This window comes from Candidatus Delongbacteria bacterium (assembly GCA_041675285.1).
In the GTDB taxonomy this organism is placed as follows: domain Bacteria; phylum CAIWAD01; class CAIWAD01; order CAIWAD01; family CAIWAD01; genus CAIWAD01.
Genome location: JBAYTZ010000010.1, coordinates 35,960 through 58,411, shown reverse-complemented (window position 1 = coordinate 58,411; position 22,452 = coordinate 35,960). Strand labels below are relative to the sequence as shown.

The 22,452-nt window shown below is 68.5% G+C and carries 21 protein-coding genes; 7 read left to right on the top strand and 14 right to left on the bottom strand.

Annotated elements, in window-relative coordinates; translation table 11 throughout:
- Positions 1–9 precede the first annotated feature (9 nt).
- The 5 genes from ispE (at position 10) to pth (ending at position 3,416) form a co-directional block, all read left to right on the top strand.
- Positions 10–897, top strand: a complete 888-nt coding sequence (gene ispE / locus WC326_10945; GenBank protein ID MFA7331575.1) for a 4-(cytidine 5'-diphospho)-2-C-methyl-D-erythritol kinase — start codon at positions 10–12, stop codon at positions 895–897.
- Positions 898–919: 22 nt separating this feature from the next.
- The gene (locus WC326_10940; GenBank protein MFA7331574.1) at positions 920–1,225 is read left to right on the top strand and encodes a SpoVG family protein; all 306 of its coding nucleotides are present in this window, start codon (positions 920–922) and stop codon (positions 1,223–1,225) included.
- Between the two features lie 72 nt (positions 1,226–1,297).
- Positions 1,298–2,230 carry a ribose-phosphate pyrophosphokinase gene (locus WC326_10935; GenBank protein MFA7331573.1) on the top strand — a complete coding sequence of 311 codons (933 nt, stop codon included), beginning with the start codon at positions 1,298–1,300 and terminating at the stop codon, positions 2,228–2,230.
- A 29-nt stretch (positions 2,231–2,259) separates the two neighbouring features.
- Positions 2,260–2,811, top strand: coding sequence for a 50S ribosomal protein L25 (locus WC326_10930; GenBank protein ID MFA7331572.1), 552 nt, complete (start codon positions 2,260–2,262; stop codon positions 2,809–2,811).
- A gap of 8 nt (positions 2,812–2,819) precedes the next feature.
- Positions 2,820–3,416, top strand: coding sequence for an aminoacyl-tRNA hydrolase (pth, locus tag WC326_10925; protein ID MFA7331571.1), 597 nt, complete (start codon positions 2,820–2,822; stop codon positions 3,414–3,416).
- A 76-nt stretch (positions 3,417–3,492) separates the two neighbouring features.
- On the opposite strand, the gene WC326_10920 is transcribed toward pth, so the two are convergent.
- Complete coding sequence (locus WC326_10920) at positions 3,493–4,026, bottom strand: hypothetical protein (protein MFA7331570.1); 534 nt, start codon at positions 4,024–4,026, stop codon at positions 3,493–3,495.
- A gap of 122 nt (positions 4,027–4,148) precedes the next feature.
- On the opposite strand from WC326_10920, the gene WC326_10915 reads away from it, so the two are divergent.
- Positions 4,149–7,028 carry an insulinase family protein gene (locus WC326_10915; protein ID MFA7331569.1) on the top strand — a complete coding sequence of 960 codons (2,880 nt, stop codon included), beginning with the start codon at positions 4,149–4,151 and terminating at the stop codon, positions 7,026–7,028.
- A gap of 141 nt (positions 7,029–7,169) precedes the next feature.
- Entirely contained in the window at positions 7,170–8,348 is a 1,179-nt protein-coding gene (locus WC326_10910; GenBank protein MFA7331568.1) for an ATP-binding protein, read from the top strand.
- A gap of 22 nt (positions 8,349–8,370) precedes the next feature.
- On the opposite strand, the gene WC326_10905 is transcribed toward WC326_10910, so the two are convergent.
- The 13 genes from WC326_10905 to WC326_10845 all read right to left on the bottom strand — a co-directional run bounded on the left by WC326_10905 (position 8,371) and on the right by WC326_10845 (position 22,219).
- Positions 8,371–9,255 carry a UbiA family prenyltransferase gene (locus tag WC326_10905; protein MFA7331567.1) on the bottom strand — a complete coding sequence of 295 codons (885 nt, stop codon included), beginning with the start codon at positions 9,253–9,255 and terminating at the stop codon, positions 8,371–8,373.
- Between the two features lie 155 nt (positions 9,256–9,410).
- Complete coding sequence (coxB, locus tag WC326_10900; GenBank protein MFA7331566.1) at positions 9,411–10,304, bottom strand: cytochrome c oxidase subunit II; 894 nt, start codon at positions 10,302–10,304, stop codon at positions 9,411–9,413.
- Between the two features lie 9 nt (positions 10,305–10,313).
- Entirely contained in the window at positions 10,314–10,658 is a 345-nt protein-coding gene (locus tag WC326_10895; GenBank protein ID MFA7331565.1) for a cytochrome C oxidase subunit IV family protein, read from the bottom strand.
- Positions 10,659–10,669: 11 nt separating this feature from the next.
- A complete protein-coding gene (locus tag WC326_10890; protein ID MFA7331564.1) occupies positions 10,670–11,371 on the bottom strand; it encodes a cytochrome c oxidase subunit 3 family protein in 702 nt (233 codons plus the stop codon).
- Entirely contained in the window at positions 11,368–12,984 is a 1,617-nt protein-coding gene (gene ctaD, locus WC326_10885) for a cytochrome c oxidase subunit I (GenBank protein ID MFA7331563.1), read from the bottom strand. The genes WC326_10890 and ctaD overlap by 4 nt, the downstream gene beginning before the upstream one ends.
- Positions 12,985–13,030: 46 nt before the next feature.
- A complete protein-coding gene (locus WC326_10880; GenBank protein ID MFA7331562.1) occupies positions 13,031–13,825 on the bottom strand; it encodes an SCO family protein in 795 nt (264 codons plus the stop codon).
- Positions 13,826–14,007: 182 nt separating this feature from the next.
- Entirely contained in the window at positions 14,008–14,877 is an 870-nt protein-coding gene (locus WC326_10875; protein ID MFA7331561.1) for a c-type cytochrome, read from the bottom strand.
- A gap of 9 nt (positions 14,878–14,886) precedes the next feature.
- Positions 14,887–16,053 carry a quinol:cytochrome C oxidoreductase gene (locus tag WC326_10870; GenBank protein ID MFA7331560.1) on the bottom strand — a complete coding sequence of 389 codons (1,167 nt, stop codon included), beginning with the start codon at positions 16,051–16,053 and terminating at the stop codon, positions 14,887–14,889.
- Positions 16,053–17,219, bottom strand: a complete 1,167-nt coding sequence (locus tag WC326_10865; protein ID MFA7331559.1) for a quinol:electron acceptor oxidoreductase subunit ActD — start codon at positions 17,217–17,219, stop codon at positions 16,053–16,055. The genes WC326_10870 and WC326_10865 overlap by 1 nt, the downstream gene beginning before the upstream one ends.
- Positions 17,212–18,594 (bottom strand): NrfD/PsrC family molybdoenzyme membrane anchor subunit, encoded by a 1,383-nt coding sequence (nrfD, locus tag WC326_10860; protein MFA7331558.1) that lies wholly within the window; start codon positions 18,592–18,594, stop codon positions 17,212–17,214. Before nrfD ends, WC326_10865 begins: the two co-directional genes overlap by 8 nt.
- Positions 18,584–21,625, bottom strand: a complete 3,042-nt coding sequence (locus WC326_10855; protein MFA7331557.1) for a TAT-variant-translocated molybdopterin oxidoreductase — start codon at positions 21,623–21,625, stop codon at positions 18,584–18,586. Before WC326_10855 ends, nrfD begins: the two co-directional genes overlap by 11 nt.
- On the bottom strand, positions 21,618–21,815 hold the full coding sequence (locus WC326_10850; protein ID MFA7331556.1) for a hypothetical protein: 198 nt from the start codon (positions 21,813–21,815) through the stop codon (positions 21,618–21,620). Before WC326_10850 ends, WC326_10855 begins: the two co-directional genes overlap by 8 nt.
- Before the next feature lie 26 nt (positions 21,816–21,841).
- Positions 21,842–22,219, bottom strand: a complete 378-nt coding sequence (locus WC326_10845) for a cytochrome c3 family protein (protein ID MFA7331555.1) — start codon at positions 22,217–22,219, stop codon at positions 21,842–21,844.
- Between the last annotated feature and the right edge of the window lie 233 nt (positions 22,220–22,452).

The window sequence follows — 22,452 nt, the reverse complement described above, 5'->3', positions numbered from 1 at the left end:
GGAGGGGAGATGGGGCAGGAATGGCTGGAGGGCCGGGCTCCGGCCAAGCTCAACCTGGGGCTGCGGATCCTGGGCCGGCGGCCCGACGGCTTCCACGAGCTGGAGTCGGTGTTCGTCCCGCTGGAGCTGCACGACACGCTGCGCCTGCGCCCGGCGGAGCGCGACCTCTTCCGCTGCAGCGACCCCGCCCTGCCCGCCGGAGCGGACAACCTCGTCCTGAAAGCCCTCGCGGCCTGGCGGACGGCCGCCCGCGCCGCCGGTCTGCCGGGGGCCGACCAGCCGGTGGAGCTGGAGCTCCACAAGCGCATCCCCGCCGGGGCCGGGTTGGGCGGCGGCAGCAGCGACGCCGCGGCCTGCCTCAAGCTGCTCAACGCCTGCTTCGCCCCCGGACTGGAATTGTCCCAATTGCAGAATCTCTGCTTGACCCTCGGAAGCGATGTTCCGTTCTTCCTGTCGGCCGATTGGGCGCATGTCACCGGGCGCGGAGAGGTGTTGACCCCCCTGGCGCCCCTGTTCGAGGACGTGGTGGTCCTGGTCTGGCCCGGCCTGCATGTCTCCACGGCGTGGGCCTACTCCTGCTTGTCCGCTTCATTGACAAAGCAGGGGCTCTACGCTAGTTTCCAAGGTTCCCATGGATTCATTCCGGATCCTGGGGATGCGGCGGGTTGGCCGGGCAACGATTTCGAGTCCGTGGTCTTCGCCGCGTTTCCGGTTTTGGCAGGGTTGAAGCAAATCCTGCGGAAATCCGGGGCCCGCTACGCCGCCATGTCGGGGAGCGGGTCCGCGCTTTACGGACTCTTTGACAGCGTGCAGTCGGCTTCGCGTGCCACACAGCAACTGGAGACCATGGTTCCGGTCGTCCTGCTGACTCGTCCAGCCAGCGCAGTCTCCCCATAGCCGGGAGGCGGAAAGGGGCTCCATGAGAATCACCGAAGTCAACGTGAATCTGCGAGATGAGGAGCGGCTGAAAGCCTTTGTCAACATCACCTTCGACGATGTCTTCGTGATCCGGGGATTGAAGGTGATCGAAGGCCAGCGGGGGGTGTTCGTGTGCATGCCCAGTCGTCGGATGGACGACGGCAGCCACCGGGACATCGCGCACCCGATCAGCAACGAATTCCGGCAGGAAATCGAAGAACAGGTTTTGGCGGCGTACCACCGACTGGCGTCTGGTCAGGCGCCTCCGCCCTCCGGGACGGAGACGGCAGCGGAATCCGGCGCATAGCCGCCGGGACATGCGTTTCGAGCGGCCGTTCGGGGTGGACGGCCGGGAACCTGTGCAGGTGAAGGTGGTCGCGTGACGGAACTGCGCATCTTCTCCGGCGAGATCTCCCGGAGTCTGGCGGTGAAAATCGCCCATTCCCTGGGAGTTCCCCTGGGCGACGTGGATCTGCGGCGCTTCTCGGACGGCGAGTTGTACGTCAAGTACCAGGACAACATCCGCGGTGCCGACGTCTTCCTGGTCCAGTCCACCCTGGCGCCCGCCGACAATCTGATGCAGTTGCTGCTGATGCTGGACGCGGCCAAGCGGGCCAGCGCCCGGCGCATCACCTGCGTCATCCCGTACTTCGGCTACGCCCGGCAGGACCGCAAGGACCAGCCGCGCGTGTCCATCGCGGCCAAGCTGGTGGCGGACCTGTTGACCACCGCCGGGGCCGACCGGGTGCTGACCATGGACCTGCACGCCGAGCAGATCCAGGGCTTCTTCAACATTCCCTTCGACCACTTGTATGGTCGGGCGGTGTTGCTGCCCCATCTGGAGTCGCTCCAGCTGGAGCAGCCCACGGTGCTGGCGCCGGACATCGGCTCCGTGAAGATGGCGCGGGCCTATGCCAAGCGCCTGAGCGCCGAGCTGGCCATCGTGGACAAGCGGCGGCCGGCGCCCAACGTGGCCGAGGTGATGAACCTGATCGGCGACGTGCGCGACCGCAACGTGATCATCGTGGACGACATGGCCGACACGGCCGGCACGATGACCCAGAGCGTCAAGGTGGCCATGAACCTGGGCGCGCTCAGCGTCACCTGCGCCTGCACGCACGCGCTGCTCTCGGGGCAGGCCGTGGAGCGCATCAACGCGGCGCCGCTGCGCGAGATCATTGTGACGGATACGATTCCCTTCCGGGAGGACCTGGGCGTGGAGAAGCTGCGCGTGCTGAGCGTGGCGCCCATTTTCGCCGAGGCCATCCGGATGATTCATGACGAACGGTCCATCGCGACCCTGTTCGGCTGACAAGAGCAATACAAGTACAGGAGAGATCCATGGGTGCCATTACCCTTGAAGCCCTGAATCGCGATCGCCTTGGCAAGGGCGGCGCCCGGACCACCCGTCGCGGCGAACTGGTGCCCGTGGTGGTCTACGGCAAGAACCTCGAAACCCGGCACCTGTCGGTGAAGGCCCACGCCCTCGAGATGGCCCTGCAGCACCACGCCCGCGTGGTGGAGCTGAAGACGGCCGACGGCGCGCTCCACAACTGCCTGATCCGCGACATCCAGCGCCACCCCGTCTCCGAGGCCGTGCTGCACGTGGACTTCATGGCCGTGGAGAACGAGCAGCGCGTGGTGACCGAGCTGCCCGTGGTGCTCATCGGCAACCCCATCGGCGTCAAGCAGGGCGGCCAGGTCCGCCGGCTGATCAACAAGGTGCGGGTCTCCTGCAAGGTCTCGGACATCCCGGCCTTCTTCGAGATCGACATCACCAACCTCGAAGCCGGCGGCAACGTGTTGGTGCGGGATCTGGGCACGCCCACCCTGAAGCTGCTCAACCCCGACCACGTGGCTGTGGTGCAGATCACCAAGATGCGCACCAAGTAACGCAGGACATGCACGTCATTCTGGGTCTCGGGAATCCCGGGTTGCGCTACCGAAACACGTGGCACAACCTGGGATTCATGCTTGTCGAGCGGTTGGCCGGCGCCGCGGGATTCCGCAGCGGGCGCGGCTCCTATCTGGAGTGCCGCCTGCAGCTGGAGGGCCACGACGTGCTGCTGGTCAAGCCCACGACCTTCATGAACCTCTCGGGCCAGGCGGCGGCGGAGGTCAGCGCCTTCTACAAGGTAGACGTGGCGGATCTGCTGGTGGTCTTCGACGACATGGACCTGCCGCTGGGCGAGCTGCGCTTCCGCGAGAGCGGCAGCGGCGGCAACCACAACGGGATGAGCCACGTGGTCCAGCACCTGGGACCCCGGGTGGCCCGCCTGCGGCTGGGCTTCCGGCCCCCGCGCACGGTGGAATCCGCCCAGTGGAAGTCCTTCGTGCTGGCGCCCATCCCCGAGTCCGTCCGCGGCGCGGTGACGGACATGCTGGAAGAGGCCGAGAGCGGCGTGCGCATCCTGCTGCGCAGCGGAATCCGCGAGGCCATGAATCGCTGCAACCGCTCGGCCCGGGAACGCCTGGGCGGCGACCCCGCCGCCGACTGAAGGGCGTGGCCAGTGTCACGAACATGAGAAAGCCCGTCCGGTCGGACGGGCTTTGCGTCGCTGTCACACAGGCTGGTCAGCGCGTGGTCTTGCGGGAGGTGGCGCCCAGGATGATGCCCAGCACGACGCTCCAGAGCGCCGCCAGGCCGATCTGGTAGTCCTTGGGCAGCCAGAAGGTGATCGTGTGGGCGGGGATCCAGAACCAGATCAACGTCCACCAAGCCTTGTCCAGCCCCGTCCAGTGGCGCTGGCGCAGGATGACGTTGTCGCAGAGCCGGTGGAAGAACATCATCTGCGGACCGAAGAACAGGTTGAGCAGCACCGAGACGAGCAGGGCGTGGCCCAGCCCTTGGACGAAACCCGCCGGCAGCAGCCCGTGCGCCAGGACGGCGTCCGCCGCCCCGTTCATCAGCAGGAAGCCGAACTTGATCAGCAAACCCAGCAGGGCCCAGCCGATCACTTTTCCCACCAGCTGGGTGCGCGTGCAGGGCAGCAGGCGGATGCGTTTCAGCCACCAGGGCAGCAGCTCGCCCAGCGTTCCCAGCACGGCGAATTGCATGGCCGCGCTGCCAAAGGGGTAAGTCCGCACCCAGGCGGCGTAACTCTCCATGATCGACTCCAACATTGGGGCTGGAAGCTACCATTCAAGCAGCGTTCCCGCGGCGAGTCCCTATTTTCAGGCGTCCGGTCGCCCAGTCCGACGATGCCTTGGGGCAAGAGCTAGAGGTCGCCATGTTCACCTTGATCCGCCAGACTCCGGTGCCGGCCTTCGGCCTGCAGGTCTTCGAGTACCGCCACCAGGCCAGCGGGGCGCGCCACATCCACCTGCAGCTGCCCGGGGAGTTGCACGCCTTCGATCTGAGCTTCCGCACGCTGCCCTCCGACGAGGGCGGCGTGGCCCATATCCTGGAGCACTGCGTGCTGGAGGGCAGCCGGCGCTTCCCCGTGCCGGGCATGTTCCACAAGCGCAGCTCCAGCTCCTTCTCGGCCTTTTCCAACGCCCAGACGGGCCGGGACCAGACCAGCTACCTGTTCCACACGCCCCTGCGCAAGGACTTCGACCAGCTGCTGGAGATGTACCTGGACGCCTGCTTCTTTCCGCTGCTGGCGCCGGAGACCTTCGCCCAGGAGGGACACCGGTTGGAGCCCATCGACCCCGCGGATCCGGCCTCGCCCCTCCAGCTCACCGGCGTGGTCTTCAACGAAATGAAGGCCAACTACGCCAATCCCGTCAGCCGCGTGGTGCGCGGGCTGCTGGCCGCGCTGCATCCCGGCACGCCCTATGCGCTGGACTCCGGCGGCAATCCGGCGGCGATCCCCGGACTGGGCTATGAGGATTTCCTGGCCTTCCACCGCCGCTACTACTGCCCGGCCAACGCCCGCTTCCACTACTGCGGTCCGCTGGCGCCCGGCGAGCTGCAGGAGCGACTGGAAGAGCTGGTGCTGGGGCCGCTCTCCCGAACGCCCGGCACGCCGGCCCCGCTGCCCGGCTGGAGCGAGTGGGCGCCCAAGCCGCTGGAGGTGGAGCTGCCCTTCCCATACAGCGGGCAAGGCGCGGAGCGGATGGGCCTGGGCGTGCTGGCCTGGCGGTTGGGGCGCAACGCCGGGCTGGAGGACGAGCTGATCTGCCAGGTGCTGATGAACTGGCTGGGCGGATCCAGCGAGGCGCCGCTGGTGCGTCTGATTCTTGAGTCGGGCATGGGCGGACCGCTGACCACGCTGCTCCATGTGGGCCTGGAACCCCTGCTGCTGCTGGGAGCCCAGGGCATGGAGTGTGCCGCCATGGACGCCAACCTCGACCGTCTGCAGGCCGAGCTGGAGCGGTTGGCGGACGCGCCGCTGGACCCGGCCCTGCTGCGCGCGCTGACCGACCAGCTTTTGCTGGAGCAGCGCAGCACCGAGGACGAGGACGCCGGCCCGGGCGCCTTCCCCATGCTGCTGATCGACCGCGTGCGCGAAGCCGGCCGCTTGGAGCAGGATCCCCTGGAGCGGTTGAACCCGGCCCTGGTGCTGGAGCGGCTGCGCGGGCGCCTCTGCGATCCGGACTTCATGCGGGCCGAGTTGCGGGCCCGGGTGCTGGAGCCCAGCGGACTGGTGCGCCTGCGGGCGCGGCCCGACGAGGGCCTGGGACTGCGCGAGGCGGAGGCCGAGCGGGCCCTGCTGGCCGCACGGGAGGCGGAGCTGGATACCGCCGCGCGCGCCGGACTGGCCCAGGCGGCCCGGCGCCTGCAGTTGCACCGCGACGACCACAGCCGCGACGGGATGATTCCGCTGCTGCATCTGGAAGACGTGGATCGCGGGCTGGTGCGGGATCCCCTGGAGTCCTTCGCCGCGCCGGGCCTGCTGCTGCGGGCCCAGTCCACGGCCGCCAACGGGCTCTGCCACCTGGATCTCGAGGTGGAGCTGCCGCCCTGTTCGGCCGAGGCGGCCCGGGCCGCCCATTGGCTCGGCTATCTGCCGGAATTCGGCTACGGCAACCTGTCCCACGAGCAGGCGGACCTGCGCCGCCGCAGCCTGGGCGCGCCCCTGGAGGCTGACTATCAGCTCTTCAGCGACGCCCGCGACGCGGACCGCCTGCAGGGCAGCCTGCGCCTGCGCGGGCACTGCGCGGCGGAGCTGGCCCCCGACTACGCTGGGATGATGCGCCTGACCCTCGAGGCGCCGCGCCTGGACGACGACGCGCGCTGGCAGCAGTTCCTGCGCAGCCGGGCCACCGACTGGCGGCGGAGCGCCGCGGGTCCGCAGGTCCACAGCCACCTGTGGCAGGCCCTGGGGGCGGCCCAGAGTCGCCAAGGCTGGCTGCAAAACCAGGTGCATGGCTTTCCCGGCCTGCGCTGCCTGTGGGCCGCGCTGGAGCAGGAGGAGACGCCGGCCCTGCTGGAGCAGATCCGCACCCGCGGGCACGAGGCCGCCCGGGCGCCGCGCCAGGCCCTGCTGGCCGCCGATCCCGACGTGCTGGACGGGATGCGCGCCCGGCTCGAAGCGGACTGGAGCCGCGAGGCCGCGCCCGTGGACGCAGCGCTGCCGGAGTGGGTGGAGGAGCGGGCCCCCCGGGCCTGGTTGACGGATTCCACCGTCAGCTACGCGGGCATCTCCTGGCGCGGCCTGCCCCGGGCCCATCCGGACTGGCCCCTGCTGCGGGTGGCGGCCGGACTGTTGGAATCCCAGTACCTGCACGCGCGCATCCGCGAGCAGGGCGGGGCCTACGGCGCCTTCGCCCAGAGCGCCAACGGCTGTTTCCACTGCAGCACCTACCGGGATCCCCGGCTGCGCGAGTCGCTGGAGGACTTGCGGGGCGTCTGGGACTGGCTACAGAGCGCGGAGATCCCCGCCCGCAAGGTGGAGGAGGCCGCGCTGGCCAGCCTGAAGGGCCTGCTGCTGGCCCAGTCCCCCGTGGCCCGTGTGCGCCTGCGGCTGGAGCGCGAGCGCCAGGGGTTGGATCAGGAACTGCTGGAGCAGAACATCCGCCGCCTGCGCGCCGTGGATCTGGACGAGCTGCGGGCCGTGGCCCGCGAGGTCATCGATCCGGCCAGCGAATCCGTGGTGGTGGTCTGCGCGCGGGAGAAGCTGCGCCAGGACGGCCTGCAGGGCTTCCTCGAGGAGGAGATCTGACGCGCGCCGGTCTCCCCGGCAGCCGTTTCCGTTGAGTTGGTGCGAAAGGAGGAACACCGGGGTCGTGGACCTCATGCTCACCTTGCGTCGTGTGTGAAATTTGTCGATACTATCGACGAATTTCACAACAGGATGATTGACATGTACATCCAACGCCAAATGACACAAGTTGCCGCGGAACTGGCCGGCAACTTCCCCATCCTGACCCTCACCGGTCCGCGCCAGTCGGGCAAGACCACCCTGGCCCGCCAGGCCTTCCCCCAGTTGGCCCATGTCAATCTTGAGGAGCCACAGGTTCGAGCCCAGGCCTTGGCCGATCCCCGTGGCTTCCTCGGACGCTTCCCGGAGGGCGTGCTGCTGGACGAAATCCAGCGGGCCCCGGAGCTGCTCAGCACCGTGCAAGTGCTGGTGGATGCCGACGAGCGGCCTGGGCGCTTCGTGCTCACCGGCAGCGAGCAACTGGGGCTGCGCCAGGCCGTGTCCCAATCGCTGGCGGGCCGCACGGCCCTGTTGCACCTGCTGCCCCTCAGCATGGCCGAACTGTCCGCGGCCGGTTTGCTGCCAGAGTTCCCGGAGCTGCTCTTCAGCGGGTTCTACCCGCGCATCCATGCCGCCAAGCTGCCGCCCTACGCCGCGCATTCCGCGTACATCCAAACCTACCTGGAGCGGGATGTACGCCTGCAAGGGGAGATCCGCCTGCTGTCCCACTTCCAGCGCTTCCTGACCCTCTGTGCCGGACGGGTGGGGCAATTGCTCAATCTGAACTCCCTGGCCGGCGAGGTGGGCGTGGCGGCATCCACCCTGCGCCAGTGGTTGAGCGTGCTGGAGGCGGCCTACATCGTGTTCCTGCTGCCGCCCTGGCATGCCAACATCGGCAAGCGCCTGGTGAAGATGCCCAAGCTCTATTTCCACGATGTGGGGCTGGCGGCCTTTCTGCTGGGGGTGGAAGAGGCGCGGCAATTGGCCAACCATCCCCTGGCCGGCGCGCTGTTCGAGAACCTGGTGGTGGGCGAGTTCGTCAAGGCGCGCTTCAACTCGGGGTTGCGCAGCAACCTCAGCTTCTACCGCGACCATGGAGGCCACGAGGTGGATCTGGTGGCGGACTCCGCTGAAGGTCCCCTGCTGGTGGAGATCAAGTCCGCCCAGACCCTCCACGAAGAGTTCACCCGGGGATTCACAGCCTTCGAGAAGGCCACGGGCCGCCCTGCCCGCAACCGCTGGATCGTGTACGCCGGGGAAAGCGTGGACGCCGCCTTCGGTGCCCGGGCCATCCAGGTGCGGCAGGTGGGTCACGTGTTGGCGGATTCGCCTCGCGCTTGATGAGAGGGGGAAGCCTGCGGCCTCAGACCACCCGGTCGAGGATCAGCGCCAGCATCACGAAGAGCGCGTAACTGTTGATCGCCATGAAGCAGCGGATGAAGACGCGGCCGCCGGTCTCCCCGGCGGCCGGTTCCGTTGGGACCTTGCGGAAGCCCGCGGCCAGCCAGCGCGCCGCCAACCCGATCAGCAGCGCGGCGGAGAGGGCGATCAGCCAGCCCGTCAGGTCGTGGCGCACGGCGCGAAAGAGCGGCATCAGCAGCCCGGCGATGGCCGTGGCCGCCGTCCAGCTGAAGGTCAGCCGGAGGATCTGGCGCCGTTCGAAGCGGTCGAACAGACTGGGCAGGCCGTTTTCGCGGTAGGCGTTCTCGTGGAAGAGCAGGAGCAGCCAGAAGTGCGGCACCTGCCAGATGAAGAAGAAGAAGGCCACCTGGTGGATGGTGAGGTCCTGGGGGAAGCCCCCGCCGGCCAGCCAGCCCGCCAGCGGCGGCAGGGCGCCGATCAGGCTGCCGGGCAGTACGGCGAAGGGCGTGATGCGCTTGAGCGGCGTGTAGACGCCATTGTAGAGGACGGCGGTGGCCAGCCCGACGGCCACGGGCCACCCGCCGGAGCCCGCCCAGAGGATGGCGCTGCCCAGCGCCAGCAGGCCGGCGGCCAGACCCAGCGCGCCGCCGCGCGTGACCCGGCCGGACGGAATGGGCCGGCGGGCCGTGCGCGGCACCAGGCCGTCGATGTCCGCCTCCTGGACGTGGTTGAGTGCCGCCGCGCCGCCGGCTTGGAGGAAGAGACCCAGCAGCGGCAGCAGGATGCCCGCGTCGAAGCGCCCGCGGGCCAGCACGTAGCCCACGGCGGTGGTGAAGGTCACCGCGATGGTGATCTTCACCTTCATCAGCTCCAGCAGCGTCTTCATGGCGGCATTCCCCTGCTCGTTCGAATTGGCCGTGGTCTTGCCCTAGCGAAGGCCGGTGGTGTCGAGCATCCTGGCCAATCTGGCGTCATCCTCCAGCAATCCGACGTCATCCCCCGGCTTGACCGGGGGATCCCAAACGAATGGGTGACACACCATCACAGCCCCAGCAAGGTGCGGACGATCTCGTCCAGTTCGTCGTCCGTCAACTGGCTGCGCTGCTCGGGCATCACCGGGTCGTAGCCCTTCACCAGATCGGCCTTGGGCTCCAGGATGGAGCGCCGCACGTAGGCCTCGTCCACGCTGATCTCCTTGTCCACGCCGCCCGAGGTGACGGTCTCCCGGCGTCCCGCCAGGGCCTTGAAGGAGGGACCCACCAGGCGGCTGCCGTCCAGGCTGTGACACGAGGTGCAGCCCTTGGCGGCCAGCAGGTCCGGTCCCGTCAGCAAGGCGGGCGGGTTGGCCTGCCAGACGGCGTACTCGGCCGCCGGCAGCACGCGCACCTTGCTGAGCATGCGCGAGTGCTGGTCGCCGCAGTACTCGGCGCAAAACAGGTCGTACTCGCCGGGCTTGTCGGACTGGAACCAGGCGTGGTTCACCCGGCCCGGCATGGCGTCCTCCTTGACCCGGAAGGCCGGCACGAAGAAGGAGTGGATCACGTCCTGGCTCTCCAGCAGCACCTTCACCGGGCGCCCCGCGGGCACCACCAGTTCGGGGGACTTGCGGCCGTCGGGATACTCGAAGGACCAGCTCCACATGCGGGCCGTGACCTTGATGGGCAGGGCGTCCGCCGGGACGGTGCGCATCACGCGGAATCCCGTCCAACCGTACCAGAACATGGTCAGCACCAAGAGGGTCGGGATCACCGTCCAGAGCGTCTCCAGCAGCACGCTGCCGTGGATCTGCGAGGGGTTCGGGTTGCGCTTGCGGCTGTAGCGCACGGCGAAGCCGATCATCACCGCCGTGATGCCGACCAAGAGCAGGGCCGAGACGCCGAGGATGTACCAGAAGGCCTGATCGACCAGACCCGCGTAGCTTGAGGCTCCTTGCATGCTCGGCTCCTAGCGGTAGAGATAATCGAAGAAGGTGAGGCCCATGAAAACGGCCATGATGCCCACCGCCGACAGGAACATCCAGCGGAAGCCCACGGGCTCCCACTTCAGGTGCATGAAGACCAGCAGCACCAACGTGGCCTTGAGCGGCGTGACCGCCATGGCCACGGCCGTGCCCACGGTGCCGGGCCAGTAGATCGAGGCGCCCACCGTGACACAGGTGAGGGCCATTAGGGCCACCCAGGTCAGGATGAAGACCGAGTAGGGCTGCGGGGCGTGCGCCGCGTCGGCGTGTGCCGCGTCGGCATGTGTGACGCCGGTGTGCGCGTTCGCCACGGATGTAGGCTCGTGCATGACTCCCTCCCTCAGTTCGTCAGGTAGAACAACGGCAGCAGGAAAATCCAGACCAGGTCCACCAGGTGCCAGTAGAGGCCGGCGTTCTCCAGCAGGACGAAGTCGCCCTGGTGGACGCGGCCGCTGCGCACCCGGAGCGCCACCACGCTGAGCAGGATCATGCCCACCACGACGTGGAAACCGTGCAGGCCGGTCATCACGAAGTAGAGGCCGTAGAACAGGCCCTCGCCGGCGGGCAGCTCGCGCAGGTGCTCGGAACCGGGATAGAGGCCATGGGAGAACTTGGCCCCCCACTCGAAGGCCTTGATCACGAGGAAGGTCCCGGCCAGGAAGAGGGTCCAGAAGAGCGTGTTCAGCGTGCTCCGGCGGTCCCCGCGCTGGATGGCGGTCACGGCCAGCACCATGGTCAGGCTGCTGGTGAGCAGGACGAAGGTGTTGGTCACGCCCAGCACGCGGTTCAGGTGGGCGGCGGCCAGGTGGAATTCGTGCGTGTAGAGCAGACGGTAGACGGAGTAGACCAGGAAGAGCCCGCCGAAGAGCAGCAGCTCGGTGAACAGGAAGATCCACATCCCGGTCTTGGCGCCCTCGTAGTCCTTGTGCGGCGCGTGGCCGGCCGCGTGCGCAGTCCCGCTCTCCGCGGCCAGGACCTCGGCCGAGCGTCGTGGTTCGCCAGCGGCGGGCGTGCCGAACAGGCGCTGGAAGAAGCGGCTCATGCGGCGCCTCCGTGGTCGTAGGGATCCCGGGTCACGGTGATGGGTCGGTCGAAGTTCAGCGTGGGCGGCGGGCTGGTGGTTTGCCATTCCAGCGTGGTGCCGCCCCAGGGATTGTCGCCGGCGGGCTCGCCGTGGCGCGCGCTGCGCCAGAGGTTCCAGATCATCAGCAGGATGCCCGTGGCGATGATCCACGAACCCACCGTGGAGAGCGCGTGCAGGGGTTGGAACTCCGGCAGGTAGTCGTGGTAGCGGCGCGGCATGCCCTGGATCCCCAGGATGAGCATGGGGAAGTAGAGCGTGTTGAAACCCACCATGACCAGCGCGAAGGCCCACTTGGCCGGCTTCTCGAAGAGGCGGCGGCCAAAGATCTTGGGCAGCCAGTAGTGCAGGCCGGCGAAGAAGGCGATGCCCGCGCCGCCGAACATCGTGTAGTGGAAGTGGCCCACCACGAAGGCCGTGTCGTGGACGTGGATGTCCGTGGAGAGCGCGCCGTTCACCAGGCCCGTCAGGCCGCCGATGCTGAAGAGGAAGATGAAGCCCATCGCCCAGAGCATGGGGCTGTCCAGGGCGATGCTGCCCTTGTAGAGCGTGGCCACCCAGTTGAAGATCTTGATGCCGGTGGGAATGGCCACCAGGAAGGTCAGCAGGCTGAAGATCACGCGGCTCTCGTCGCTCATGCCCGCCGTGAACATGTGGTGGCCCCAGACCAGGTAGCCCACCGCGGCGATGGCCATGGAGCTGAGCGCGATGGCCTTGTAGCCGAAGATCGTACGCCGCGCGAAGGTGGGCAGGATCTCGCTGATGATGCCCATCCCGGGCAGGATCATCACGTACACGGCCGGGTGGCTGTAGATCCAGAACAGGTGCTGGTAGAGGATGGGATCGCCGCCGCGCGCCGGATCGAAGAAGCCGATTCCCAGCATGCGCTCCAGCACCACGAGCACCAGCGTGATGCCCACCACGGGGGTGGCGATCACCTGGATCCAGCTGGTGGCGTAGAGGCCCCAGACGAAGAGCGGCATGCGAAAGAAGCCCATCCCGGGCGCGCGCATGCGGTGGATGGTGGTGATGAAGTTCAGGCCCGTCAGGATGCTCGAGAAGCCCAGCACGAAGGCCGCCAGCACGGCGAAGCTTACGTTGGAGCCCGTGCGGATGCTGTAGGGCGCGTAGAAGGTCCAGCCCGTGTCCATCACGCCGCCGCCGAACAGGCTGAGCAGCGCCAGGCTGGCGCCCGCCATGTAGACCCACCACGAGAGCAGGTTGAGGCGCGGGAAGGCCACGTCCTCGGCGCCCAGCTGGAGGGGCAGCATGAAGTTTCCCAGCACGCCCGGAATGGCCGGGATGATGAAGAGGAAAATCATGATCACCCCGTGCAGGGTGAACAGCGAGTTGTAGACCCGCGCGCTCACCAGCTGCTCGCCCGGCATGAGCAGTTCGGCGCGCATGGTCAGCCCCAGCAGCATGGCCGCCAGGAAGAAGAAGCTGATGGCCATCAGGTAGAGCAGGCCCACGCGTTTGTGGTCCGTGGAGAAGATCCAGGACTTCAGGCCGCTCCCGCCCTCGGTCCCCAGGTAGCCGCGCGGGATCGCCGCCGCCCGTGTCGTGTCGCTCATGCCGCCTCCTGTCGTATGTCCGCGTCTGGTGCTAGTCGTGTCTCCGTCATGCCGGCCGCCGGGCCGCGCGCCCCAGCCCGCTGCGACCCCGCCGGGCCGTGAGCAGCAGGTAGAGGCCGAAGCAGCCCACCACGCTCAGCATGGCCCCGCCCACCACCTTGAGGAGGTTGAAGACGTAGGTCCGGCCCTGGGGGTCGTAGCTGAAGCAGATGGTCAGCAGGCGCGCTGTGGTGGGCAGCACTGTGCCCTTGGCCGCCTCCAGCACGCCCATCTTGAAGTCGAAGGGCAGGAATTCCGTGCCGTAGAGGTAGCGCACGATCTTGCGCTCGGGCGAGAGCAGGATCAGGCCACCGGGGTGGATGTACTCGAAGCCCGCCTTTTTGTAGCTGAAGCCCGCCGCGGCGGTGAGGCGGCGCAGCTCCTCCGCGTCGCCGGTCAGGAAGCGCCAGGTCTCGGGCGGCAGGGGCCGGCTGAGCAGGGCCAGGTAGTTGGCGCGCTTCTCCGCCGCCACCTGGGGCGTGTCCCGGGGCTCGAAACTGACGGTGAGGATCTGGAAGGGCTCGCGGCGCGGGTCCAGATCGGACTTGCCCAGCACGTCGGCCACTTCGTTCAGCAGCGGCGTGCAGACGCCCGGGCAGTCGAAGTAGACGAAGTTGAGGATGGTGGGGCGGTCAACCAGCTGGGCCAGCTGGACGGGGTTGCCGGCCTCGTCGCGCAGGACGATCTCGCCGGGGAGGATCTCGCCCAGGTGCTCGTCGAAGGCCACGCCCTGGGAGCTCTCCGGTTGGGCCAGGGCCGGCCCGGCCACCAGAACCGGCAGCAGCAGCAGAAGTCCAGCCAAGCGCTGAAGGGTCCGCCCGGCGGGGCCCGTCCGCCGAGCACTGGCGGCGGCGCGATGCCCGGGTTTCCGGGGGAGGATCCGGTTCGTGGTCATGGGCTTCACCTGTTATTTATGCAACAAACTTAGTCTTACCGAACTTGAACTCGCTGAAAAAGGCCGCTCGCGGGAGCGGCCGATTCCACTTAGGGTTGGACGGGTTCGAGAGCCGCCCGACAGGCCTGGATCAGGCGCTGCCAGTCGGCGCCACCCAGGGCCGCCACGCCGCCGGAGAAGCCGTTGGCCGGGGCTCCGGCGCTCAGCGCGCGCGCCAGTTGGGGCAGCGCCAAGTCTGCCTGGGCCGCCAGACTCTGGCCCGCCTTGCCGGCATCCTGAACCAGGGCCCGCAGATCCGCCGGCAGGGCGTCCCGGTTCAGGCGGCGGGCCACGGCGACCTCGGCCAGACGGGCCGCCGCCACGCGCACCGGCACGCGCCCCGCCTCGCGGATCCCTGCGCTCAGGCTGTGCTCCTGATCCATGGCCGCGATCTCCGCCGCCGAGGCGGCCGGCACCGGGAAGGCCATGAAGCTCTGCACCACGTGGGCCAGCGCCATCCGCTGGGCGGGCGTGTAGGTGTCGTAGGCCGGCATCTTGGGCGGCAGGCCACGGCTCAGCGTCTGATAGATCTGGGTGATTTTCGGTCCGTTCTTCCAAGCCGCGCTCTTGGTGAAATCCCGCGCCTGCAGGGCCAGCCCGGCCGGGCCGTCGCCCTTGCCCGTGGCGCCGTGGCAGGCGATGCAGATCTTGCCGTACTCCTCCTTGGCCCAGGCGAGCTGGGCGGGATCTCCCACCAGCGCCTGCTTGAGGTTCAGGCCCGGGGCGGTCTTGCCCTTCTGGGCGGGGAACTCCGTCAGGTCCCGGGGCGGCTGGTTCGGCGCGTAGCCGTGAGTGGTGGTCACGCCCTTGTGTCGCAGGGCCGGGCCCACCAGCAGCCCGAAGAAGACGACCATGAGCAGCAGCACCACCAGGCCCCAGGCCAGGGTGGAGATAAGAGAGGGCCGTTGCGCGTTCGTCATGTCCGGGTCCTACAAGTGATAGTGAAGGCTGGCGTCCAGATTCGGGTCGCCCACGGGCAGGTCCTTGCCCACCTGCATGCGCCGCTGCACCAGCCACAATCCCAACCCGACGAAGAAGAGGGCGAAGGCCAGTTCCGGCCAGCCCAGCAGCGGTCCGCGACCCAGCTCGGGGAAGATGATCCAGTAGAGGTCCAGCACCTCGCCGAACAGGATCAGCCCCGCCACCCAGGCCAGTCGCCCGGCGTCCATTTTCACTTCGCGCGAGAGCAGGGCCACGAAGGGCACGAAGAAGCGCGCCAGGGTGAGCAGGATGGTCACCGGATACCAGCCGTCCGTCAGGCGCGCTTGGAACCAGAAGGTCTCCTCGGGGAGGTTGGCGTACCAGATCAGCAGGAACTGGCTGAAGGCCGCGTAGGCCCAGAAGACGGAGAAGGCGAACTGGAAGCCGCCCAGGCTGTAGAGATGGTCGGGCTTGACCTCCTGGAGGCGGCCCTGCTTCTTCAGGAACAGGATGCCCAGGGTGGTTGCCGCCAGGCCGCTCAGGAAGATGCCCGAGAAGACGTAGACGCCGAAGATCGTGCTGAACCAGCGCGGCGACATGCCCATCAGCCAATCCACGGCCAGCACGCTGACGCTGATGGCAAAGATCCACATGAAGGGCGCGCTGAAGCGCTTGGCGAACAGGCTGAAGCGCGGGTCGCGGCTCTCGTCCTGCTTGAGCGAGCCGCCGGCCAGGAGCTTCCAGGACAGCAGCCAGAGGCCGAAGATCACCACCAGGCGCGCCAGGAAGAAGGGCGTGGAATACCAGATGGATTTGCCGTGCAGGTGCGGCTCCGCGGCCAGGGCGGCGCGGAACTCCGGCGTGGCCCAGCCGAACACCCCGCCCAGGAGACCCACGGCGGCGCCCACGGCGAAAAGCACGGCCAGCCAGGGCAGCAGGCCGGCCAGGCGCTCGGGCACGCGGCGCAGCACGATGCTCCAGTGGGCGCGGGTCAGATGCTCCAGGGCCACCAGGAAGAGCGCCCCCAGGGCCACGGCCAGCAGCAGCAGGCTCCAGACGAACCAGTTGGCGCCGAAGCGCTGGAGGTCCGTGAAGCCGCAGGCCGCCACGCCCAGGCCGCCCAGGGCCAGCATGCCCAGGATCGCGGGCTGAAGCCCAAGCTTCTCCTTGCTCATCAGTGCTGCCCTCCCTCGGCCGGATGGCCGGCGGCGTAGTCCACATCCGCGTCCGTGGCGTCCAGCGCGCGCTGCAGCACGCGCACGTAGTGCACGATGGCCCAGCGGTCCTGGGACGGGATGTCCTTGCCGTAGCCCTTCATGGTGTTCTTGCCCACCCGGATCACCTGATAGAGGTGCCCGTCGGGCACGCTCTTGAGCAGGACCGTGTGGAAGTTGGCCGGCACGCCCGTGTACTTGTCGGAGAGCAGCTTCTTGCCGTCACCCAGCTGGCCGTGACACACCAGGCAGTGGGTCTCGTAGAGCCGCTGGCCGCGCGCCAGCACGGCGGGGGTGGGGGCCAGCGGGTTGGCCAGCAGCAGGCCGGCCTCCTCGGGCGTGGCTTCCGCCAGGGGCTGGCTGCCGCGGGCCACCGTACCCATCACGGGCTGGCGCATGGACTGGCCGTCGGCGAAGTGTCCCAGATCGCGGAAGGGCACGACCTTGGTCTGCTCGTCCATGATGGCGATGAGCGGAATCTTGTTCCAGAGCCGCTGCAGGTGCCAGGTGCCCAGGCCGGCCAGCACGCAGAGCACGACCGTGGCCAGCACGGGCTTGAGCGGCAGCAGCGGTCCGCTGCCCAACTCGTCCGTGCCGCGGACCTCCTCGAGTTCCTGCGCCCCGGAGCTCCGCAGCGCGGCGCTGGCGGCGGCGGCTTCCTCCGCCGAGTCCACGCTCACGGCCAGGGCGAAGCGGTCGCGCGTGATCTTGGGCATGGACTTGCTGGCGAGGATGGGATGCGAGTAGTGCGGCAGCTTGTTCACCAGCGCCAGCATGCCGAAGACGGCCCCCACGATGCAGGCCAGCAGGACCGTCACCTCGAACACGATGGGGATGAAGCTGGCCCAGGAGAAGTAGGGCTTGCCGCCGAACTGGATCTGGTAGTCGGTGGTGAAGACCCAGGACTGGAAGCCCAGCGCCAGGGTCAGGCCGCTCAGGCCCATGGCCAGGACGATCTTCCCCACGTGCGACTTGGGCAGGCCCAGGGCCTTTTCGATGCCGTGAACGGGGTAGGGCGTGTAGGCTTCCAGCTTCTCCCCGTAAGTGGGACGAAGCTTGTGGATGGCGTCCACCAGCTGCTGGGCGTCCCCGTAGAGGCCGAGGACCAGGAAGTGGCGATCAGTCATGGTGGCCTCCGGAGCGCGGCTGGGCGCCGGGCAGGACGGCCTTCAGTTCGGCCGTGGCGATCACCGGCAGGGTGCGGGAGAACAGCAGGACCATGGTGAAGAACAGGCCGAAGGTGCCGGCGAAGATGCCCATGTCCACCAGCGTGGGCCGGAAGTAGCCCCACGAGCTGGGCAGGTAGTCGCGGTGCAGGCTGGTGGCGATGATCACGAAGCGCTCGAACCACATCCCGATGTTCACGAGAATCGAGACCACGAACATGAAGGGAATGGAGCGGCGCAGTTTCCGGATCCAGAAGAACTGGGGCACGATGACGTTGCAGCTGACCATGGTCCAGTAGGCCCAGGCGTAGGGGCCGGTGGCCCGGTTCATGAACACGTAGTGCTCGGCGGGCACGCCGCCGTACCAGGCGATGAAGAACTCCATCCCGTAAGCGTAGCCCACGATGGAGCCCGTGGTGAGGATCACCTTGTTCATCACCTCCATGTGGTCCAGGGTAATGAGGTGGTCCAGGCGCATGATCCGCCGCACGAAGACCAGCACGGTGACCACCATGGCGAAGCCGCTGAACACGGCGCCGGCCACGAAGTAGGGCGGGAAGATGGTGGTGTGCCAGCCGGGGATGACGCTGGTGGCGAAGTCGAAGGACACGATGCTGTGCACGGAGAGCACCAGCGGCGTGGCCAGGCCCGCCAAGATCATGTAGGCCTTCTCGTAGTGGTTCCAGTGCCGGGCGGCGCCGCGCCAACCGAGGCTGAGGGCGCTGAACACGGCCTTCTGGATCTTGTTGGTGGCGCGGTCCCGGGCACTGGCCAGATCGGGGATCAGGCCCACGTACCAGAAGAAGAGCGAGACCGTGAAGTAGGTGCTGACGGCGAAGACGTCCCAGGCCAGCGGGCTGTTGAAGTTGATCCACATGCCGCGCTGGTTGGGGTAGGGGAAGAGCCAGAAGGCCAGCCAGGGCCGGCCCACGTGGATGGCCGGGTAGATGGCCGCGCACATCACGGCGAAAATGGTCATGGCCTCCGCCAGGCGGGCGATGGCGTTGCGCCAGCGCTGCCGGAACAGGAAGAGCACGGCGGAGATCAGCGTGCCGGCGTGGCCGATGCCCACCCAGAAGACGAAGTTGGTGATGTCCCAACCCCAGAAGACCGGGTCGTTGTTGCCCCAGACGCCGATGCCCTTGTAGAAGGTCCAGCCGATCAGGGCGAAGCCCATCAGCATCAGCAGGGACGTGCAGCTCACCGCCACCCACCAGAGCAGCGGGGGCTTGGTCTCCATGGGACGGTAGACGGCGTCGTCCACGGCTCCCAGGCTCACCTCGCCCACCACCAGCGGTCGCGGGCGGACTTCGCTGAGAATGGCGTCAGGACTCATGGGCGCCTCCTGCGGCGACGGGGTTGCGGACTTCGGCCAGGTAGGTCACCGCGGGCCGGACGCCCAACTCTTCCAGGACCTTGTAGCGGCGATCCAGATTGGACAGACGGGCCACCTCGCTCTCGGCGTTGAGGTCGCCGAACACGATGGCGCCGGCGGCGCAGGCCACGGCGCAGGCGGGCTTCACGTCGCCGTCCTGCAGGACGCGCTCCTCGCTCTTGGCGCGGTTCTTGGCCTCGTTGATGCGCTGCACGCAGAACGTGCACTTTTCCATCACGCCGCGCGGGCGGATGGAGACCTCGGGGTTGGCGGCCATCTGCAGGATGGCGGACAGCTCCGAGGTGTAGTCGAAGTAATTGAAGTGGCGCACCTTGTAGGGGCAGTTGTTGGCGCAGTAGCGCGTGCCCACGCAGCGGTTGTAGGTCATCTGGTTGAGGCCTTCCTCGTTGTGGGTCGTGGCCGCAACGGGGCAGACGTTCTCGCAGGGCGCGTTGTCGCAGTGCTGGCAGAGCATGGGCTGGAAGACCAGGTCCGGATTCTCCAGGTCACCTTCGTAATAGCGGTCGATGCGCATCCACTGCATCTCGCGGCCTTCGTCGATGCGCTCCGGCCCCACCACGGGGATGTTGTTCTCGGCCTGGCAGGCCAGCACGCAGCCCGCGCAGCCCACGCAGGCGCTCAGGTCGATGCTCATGCCCCACTTGTGACCCTTGTACTGGTGGTCGGGGTAGAGACTGAGCGGCTGCTCGGCGGCGGGCTTGAGTCCGTGGTCGTGGCCGGTGGGCACGGCCTGTTCGCCCGCTTCGTGGGCGCCGTGGGAGGGCGCGCCGGTGGCGCCGGCGGCGTAGGCCGAGGCGCTCAGGCTGCGCACCAGGTCGCGGCCTTCCATCAGGTGGTGTTCCTGGGTGGTGTGGACGGGCAGCTTGGCGCCCACCCGGCTGAGCTGGACGCCGGTGAGCAGGGAGCGACCGTCCGCCAGCAGGGGGAAGGCGTTCACGCCGACGCCCTCGGCCACGGCCAGGCCGCTGCGGCCGTAGCCCAGCGCCAGGGACAGGCTGCCGGTCCTCTGGCCGGGCTGCACCAGGGCGCTCAGCAGCAGGCTCTGCCCGGCGGCCTCCAGCTTGACCTGGTCCCCGTCCTCGATGCCCAGGCGGGCGGCGTCGGCGGGGGAGACCGTCAGGGGATTGCCCCACGTGCACTTGGTGACGGGATCCGGCAGCTCCTGCAGCCAGCCGATGTTGCCGCCGCGGCCGTCCAGCAGCCGGCGGTCGGCGTGCAGAGCCAGTTCGAAGCCCTCGCCCGCGGCGGGGGAAGCCAGGCCGGCTAGTGCGCCGCCGTTCAGCGCCGGCGCGGCCGCCGGGGCGGTCAGCCCGCGCACGTAGCCGTCGTGCAGGGCGCCGTGCCAGAACAGGTCGAAGGTCAGCGGGCTGCCTAGACGCGCGTGCACGGCTGTCCACTGCAGTTTGAGCCAGTCTTCCATGCCGGCCGGGACATCCTGTCCCAGGCCGCGCAGCACGCCCAGCAGCAGATCCTCCGGCTGGCGCGTGTTGAAAAGCGGGGCCACCACGGGCTGCTGCAGCAGTCCGCCCACCTGATCGCCCCAGCTCTCCAGCCAGTGGTGCGCGGCGAGGTTCCATTCGCAGACCGCCGCCGTCTCGTCGGGCAGCCGGCCGATGCGGATGCGCGTCTTGCAGGCAGCTAGGGCGGCCTTCCAGTCCAGGCCGGCGGGGCCGTCGTAGACCGGATTGGCGTCCCAGAGGACGACGGTGTCGATCTTGCCCTGGCTCAGCTCCTGGCCCAGGGCCAGCATCTCCGCCGGGGTGGTCAGGGCGGCCAGGGCCGCAGGGCGGTACTCCAGCGTGCTGCCTTCGGCGCCCAACTGGCGGTTGAGCAGCAGGGCCGCCGCGTGCGCGTCCGGCGGAGCGCCGGAACCCGCCACCACCAGGGCCGCGGCACCGGCGCGGTCCAGATCCTTCACCAATTGGTTCAGCAGGGCGGGATCGAGACCCTCCGCCTGGGCGAAGGCGGCCAGATCCCCGTCCGGCAGGGCTCCGGCGGGCAGCGGCCGGCCGGATTGCTGCAGGGCCTTGGCCAGGGCGAATCCCAGCGCACCCAGGCGCGAGCCGCGCACGGGCAGGCGGACGTCGGATTTGCCACCAGTCAGAGTCATGCGGGATTCGGCCGACCAGAGGCGACTCAGCTGGTCCGGCATGACCTCGCCGGAGGCGTTGGGGCGGCGGCCCGCGGCGAAGCCGCGGATCTGGCGCACCACGTCGCCATCCCCGGCGAACAGGTCGGCTTCAAGGGTCAGGATGACCCGGGCCTTGTCCAAGTACAGGCGCGGCAGCAGCTGCGCGCCCTGGATCTGCCGGGAGGCCTCCAGCGCGCCGTGGGGCGCGGCGGCTTCCCAGCTGGCGGTGCGCAGCCCGGGCAGGGCCTGGCGCAGGCGCTCCAGCAGCGCCTGGCGGGCCGGGGAGAGGACGGCCTGGGTGATCAGCAGGGCGGAACCGGACTTCAGCCCGGCCAGCAGGGCCGCCTCGGCAGTGGCCCAGTCCACCTCGGCGTCGCCCTGACGCGGCCCCTGCAGGCGCTCGGGATCGTAGAGCCCCAGCAGTTCGGCCTGCTGGCGCACGGGCAGGGCGCCCTGGGTGTCCTCGTGTTCGTCGTTGCCCTCGATGAGCACCGGGCGCGCCTCGCGCGTCTTCACCAGCACAGGGAAGGCGTGGCAGCCCTCGGAGGTGCTGGAGGCGTACCAGACGGCGCGGCCGGGCAACCCGTCCTCCGGGCGCCGCGTGTAAGGCACGATGCTGCCGCGGTCGATGTTGCGGCTGCAGCCCGTCGAGACGGCCAGGGCCGCCGAAGCGCCCAGCAATCCCAGAAAGCGGCGCCGGGAGAGGGTGGAGTCCGGGGCGGCCGGGGGCGTGTCGGCGCCGCCGACGAACTCGCCGCGTGTGCGGATCCGGGTGGCCTCGGCATCCGCACGCTCTGCCGGGGAGCGCCAGAATCGGGGTGTCTTGTTCATATCAGCCATGACGTTTCACCGCGTGCTGGGGAGGCCTTGCCACCAGCGTGGCCGGGCGGGTCGGGGGCGGGATCGCGGGGGGATCCGGCTTGCGGACCACCGCGAGGACGACGCCGGGAACCAGGGTCAGCGCCAGGCCGGCCAACAGGCCGCCCAGCCGTCCCAGCATTTCCCGGCGCGTGGAAGGCTCCATCTGCATGGTTCCTCCTGCAGGTGCGTGCGTGATCATCGATGACAAGCGTTGCAACTGGTGGGACCTGTGGGGTGCCCCGAGGCCACCTGCACCATGTCGGGCCGGGCCGCGGGAACGGGCGTGGACCACTCGCGCTCCCCGCGGTGGCAGCTCAGGCAGGCGCCCATGCGCATGTTGAGGACCTGCTCCACCACTTCCATGGTCTCCACCGGGCCGTGGCATTCCTGGCAGGCGATGCCCAGAACCACGTGGGGCCGATGGTCGAAATAGACGTGGTCGGGGAGGTCGTGCACGCGCTTCCAGGGGAAGGACTGGCCCGCGTCGTAGGCCGTCTTGAGCTGCTGGATGTAGGGGCTGTCCGTCCGTGCCAGTTCGTGGCACTTGAAACAGGCCTCTACGGCCGGCACCATGGCGTAACGGCCCTGACGCGCCCCTGTGTGGCAGTACTCGCAAGGGATTTGGTTGTCCCCGGCGTGCAGCTTGTGTGAATAGGGGATCGGCTGCTGGGGAGCAAAGCCGATCTGGTAGCGGTCAGGTTGGGTGTTCCAGCCCACCAGGATGACGGTTATCAGAACACTGAATACCGTCAACGGCAGACCAACGCGTAGGAAGCGATCAACTGCCTGCATGGTCTCTTGTCTGC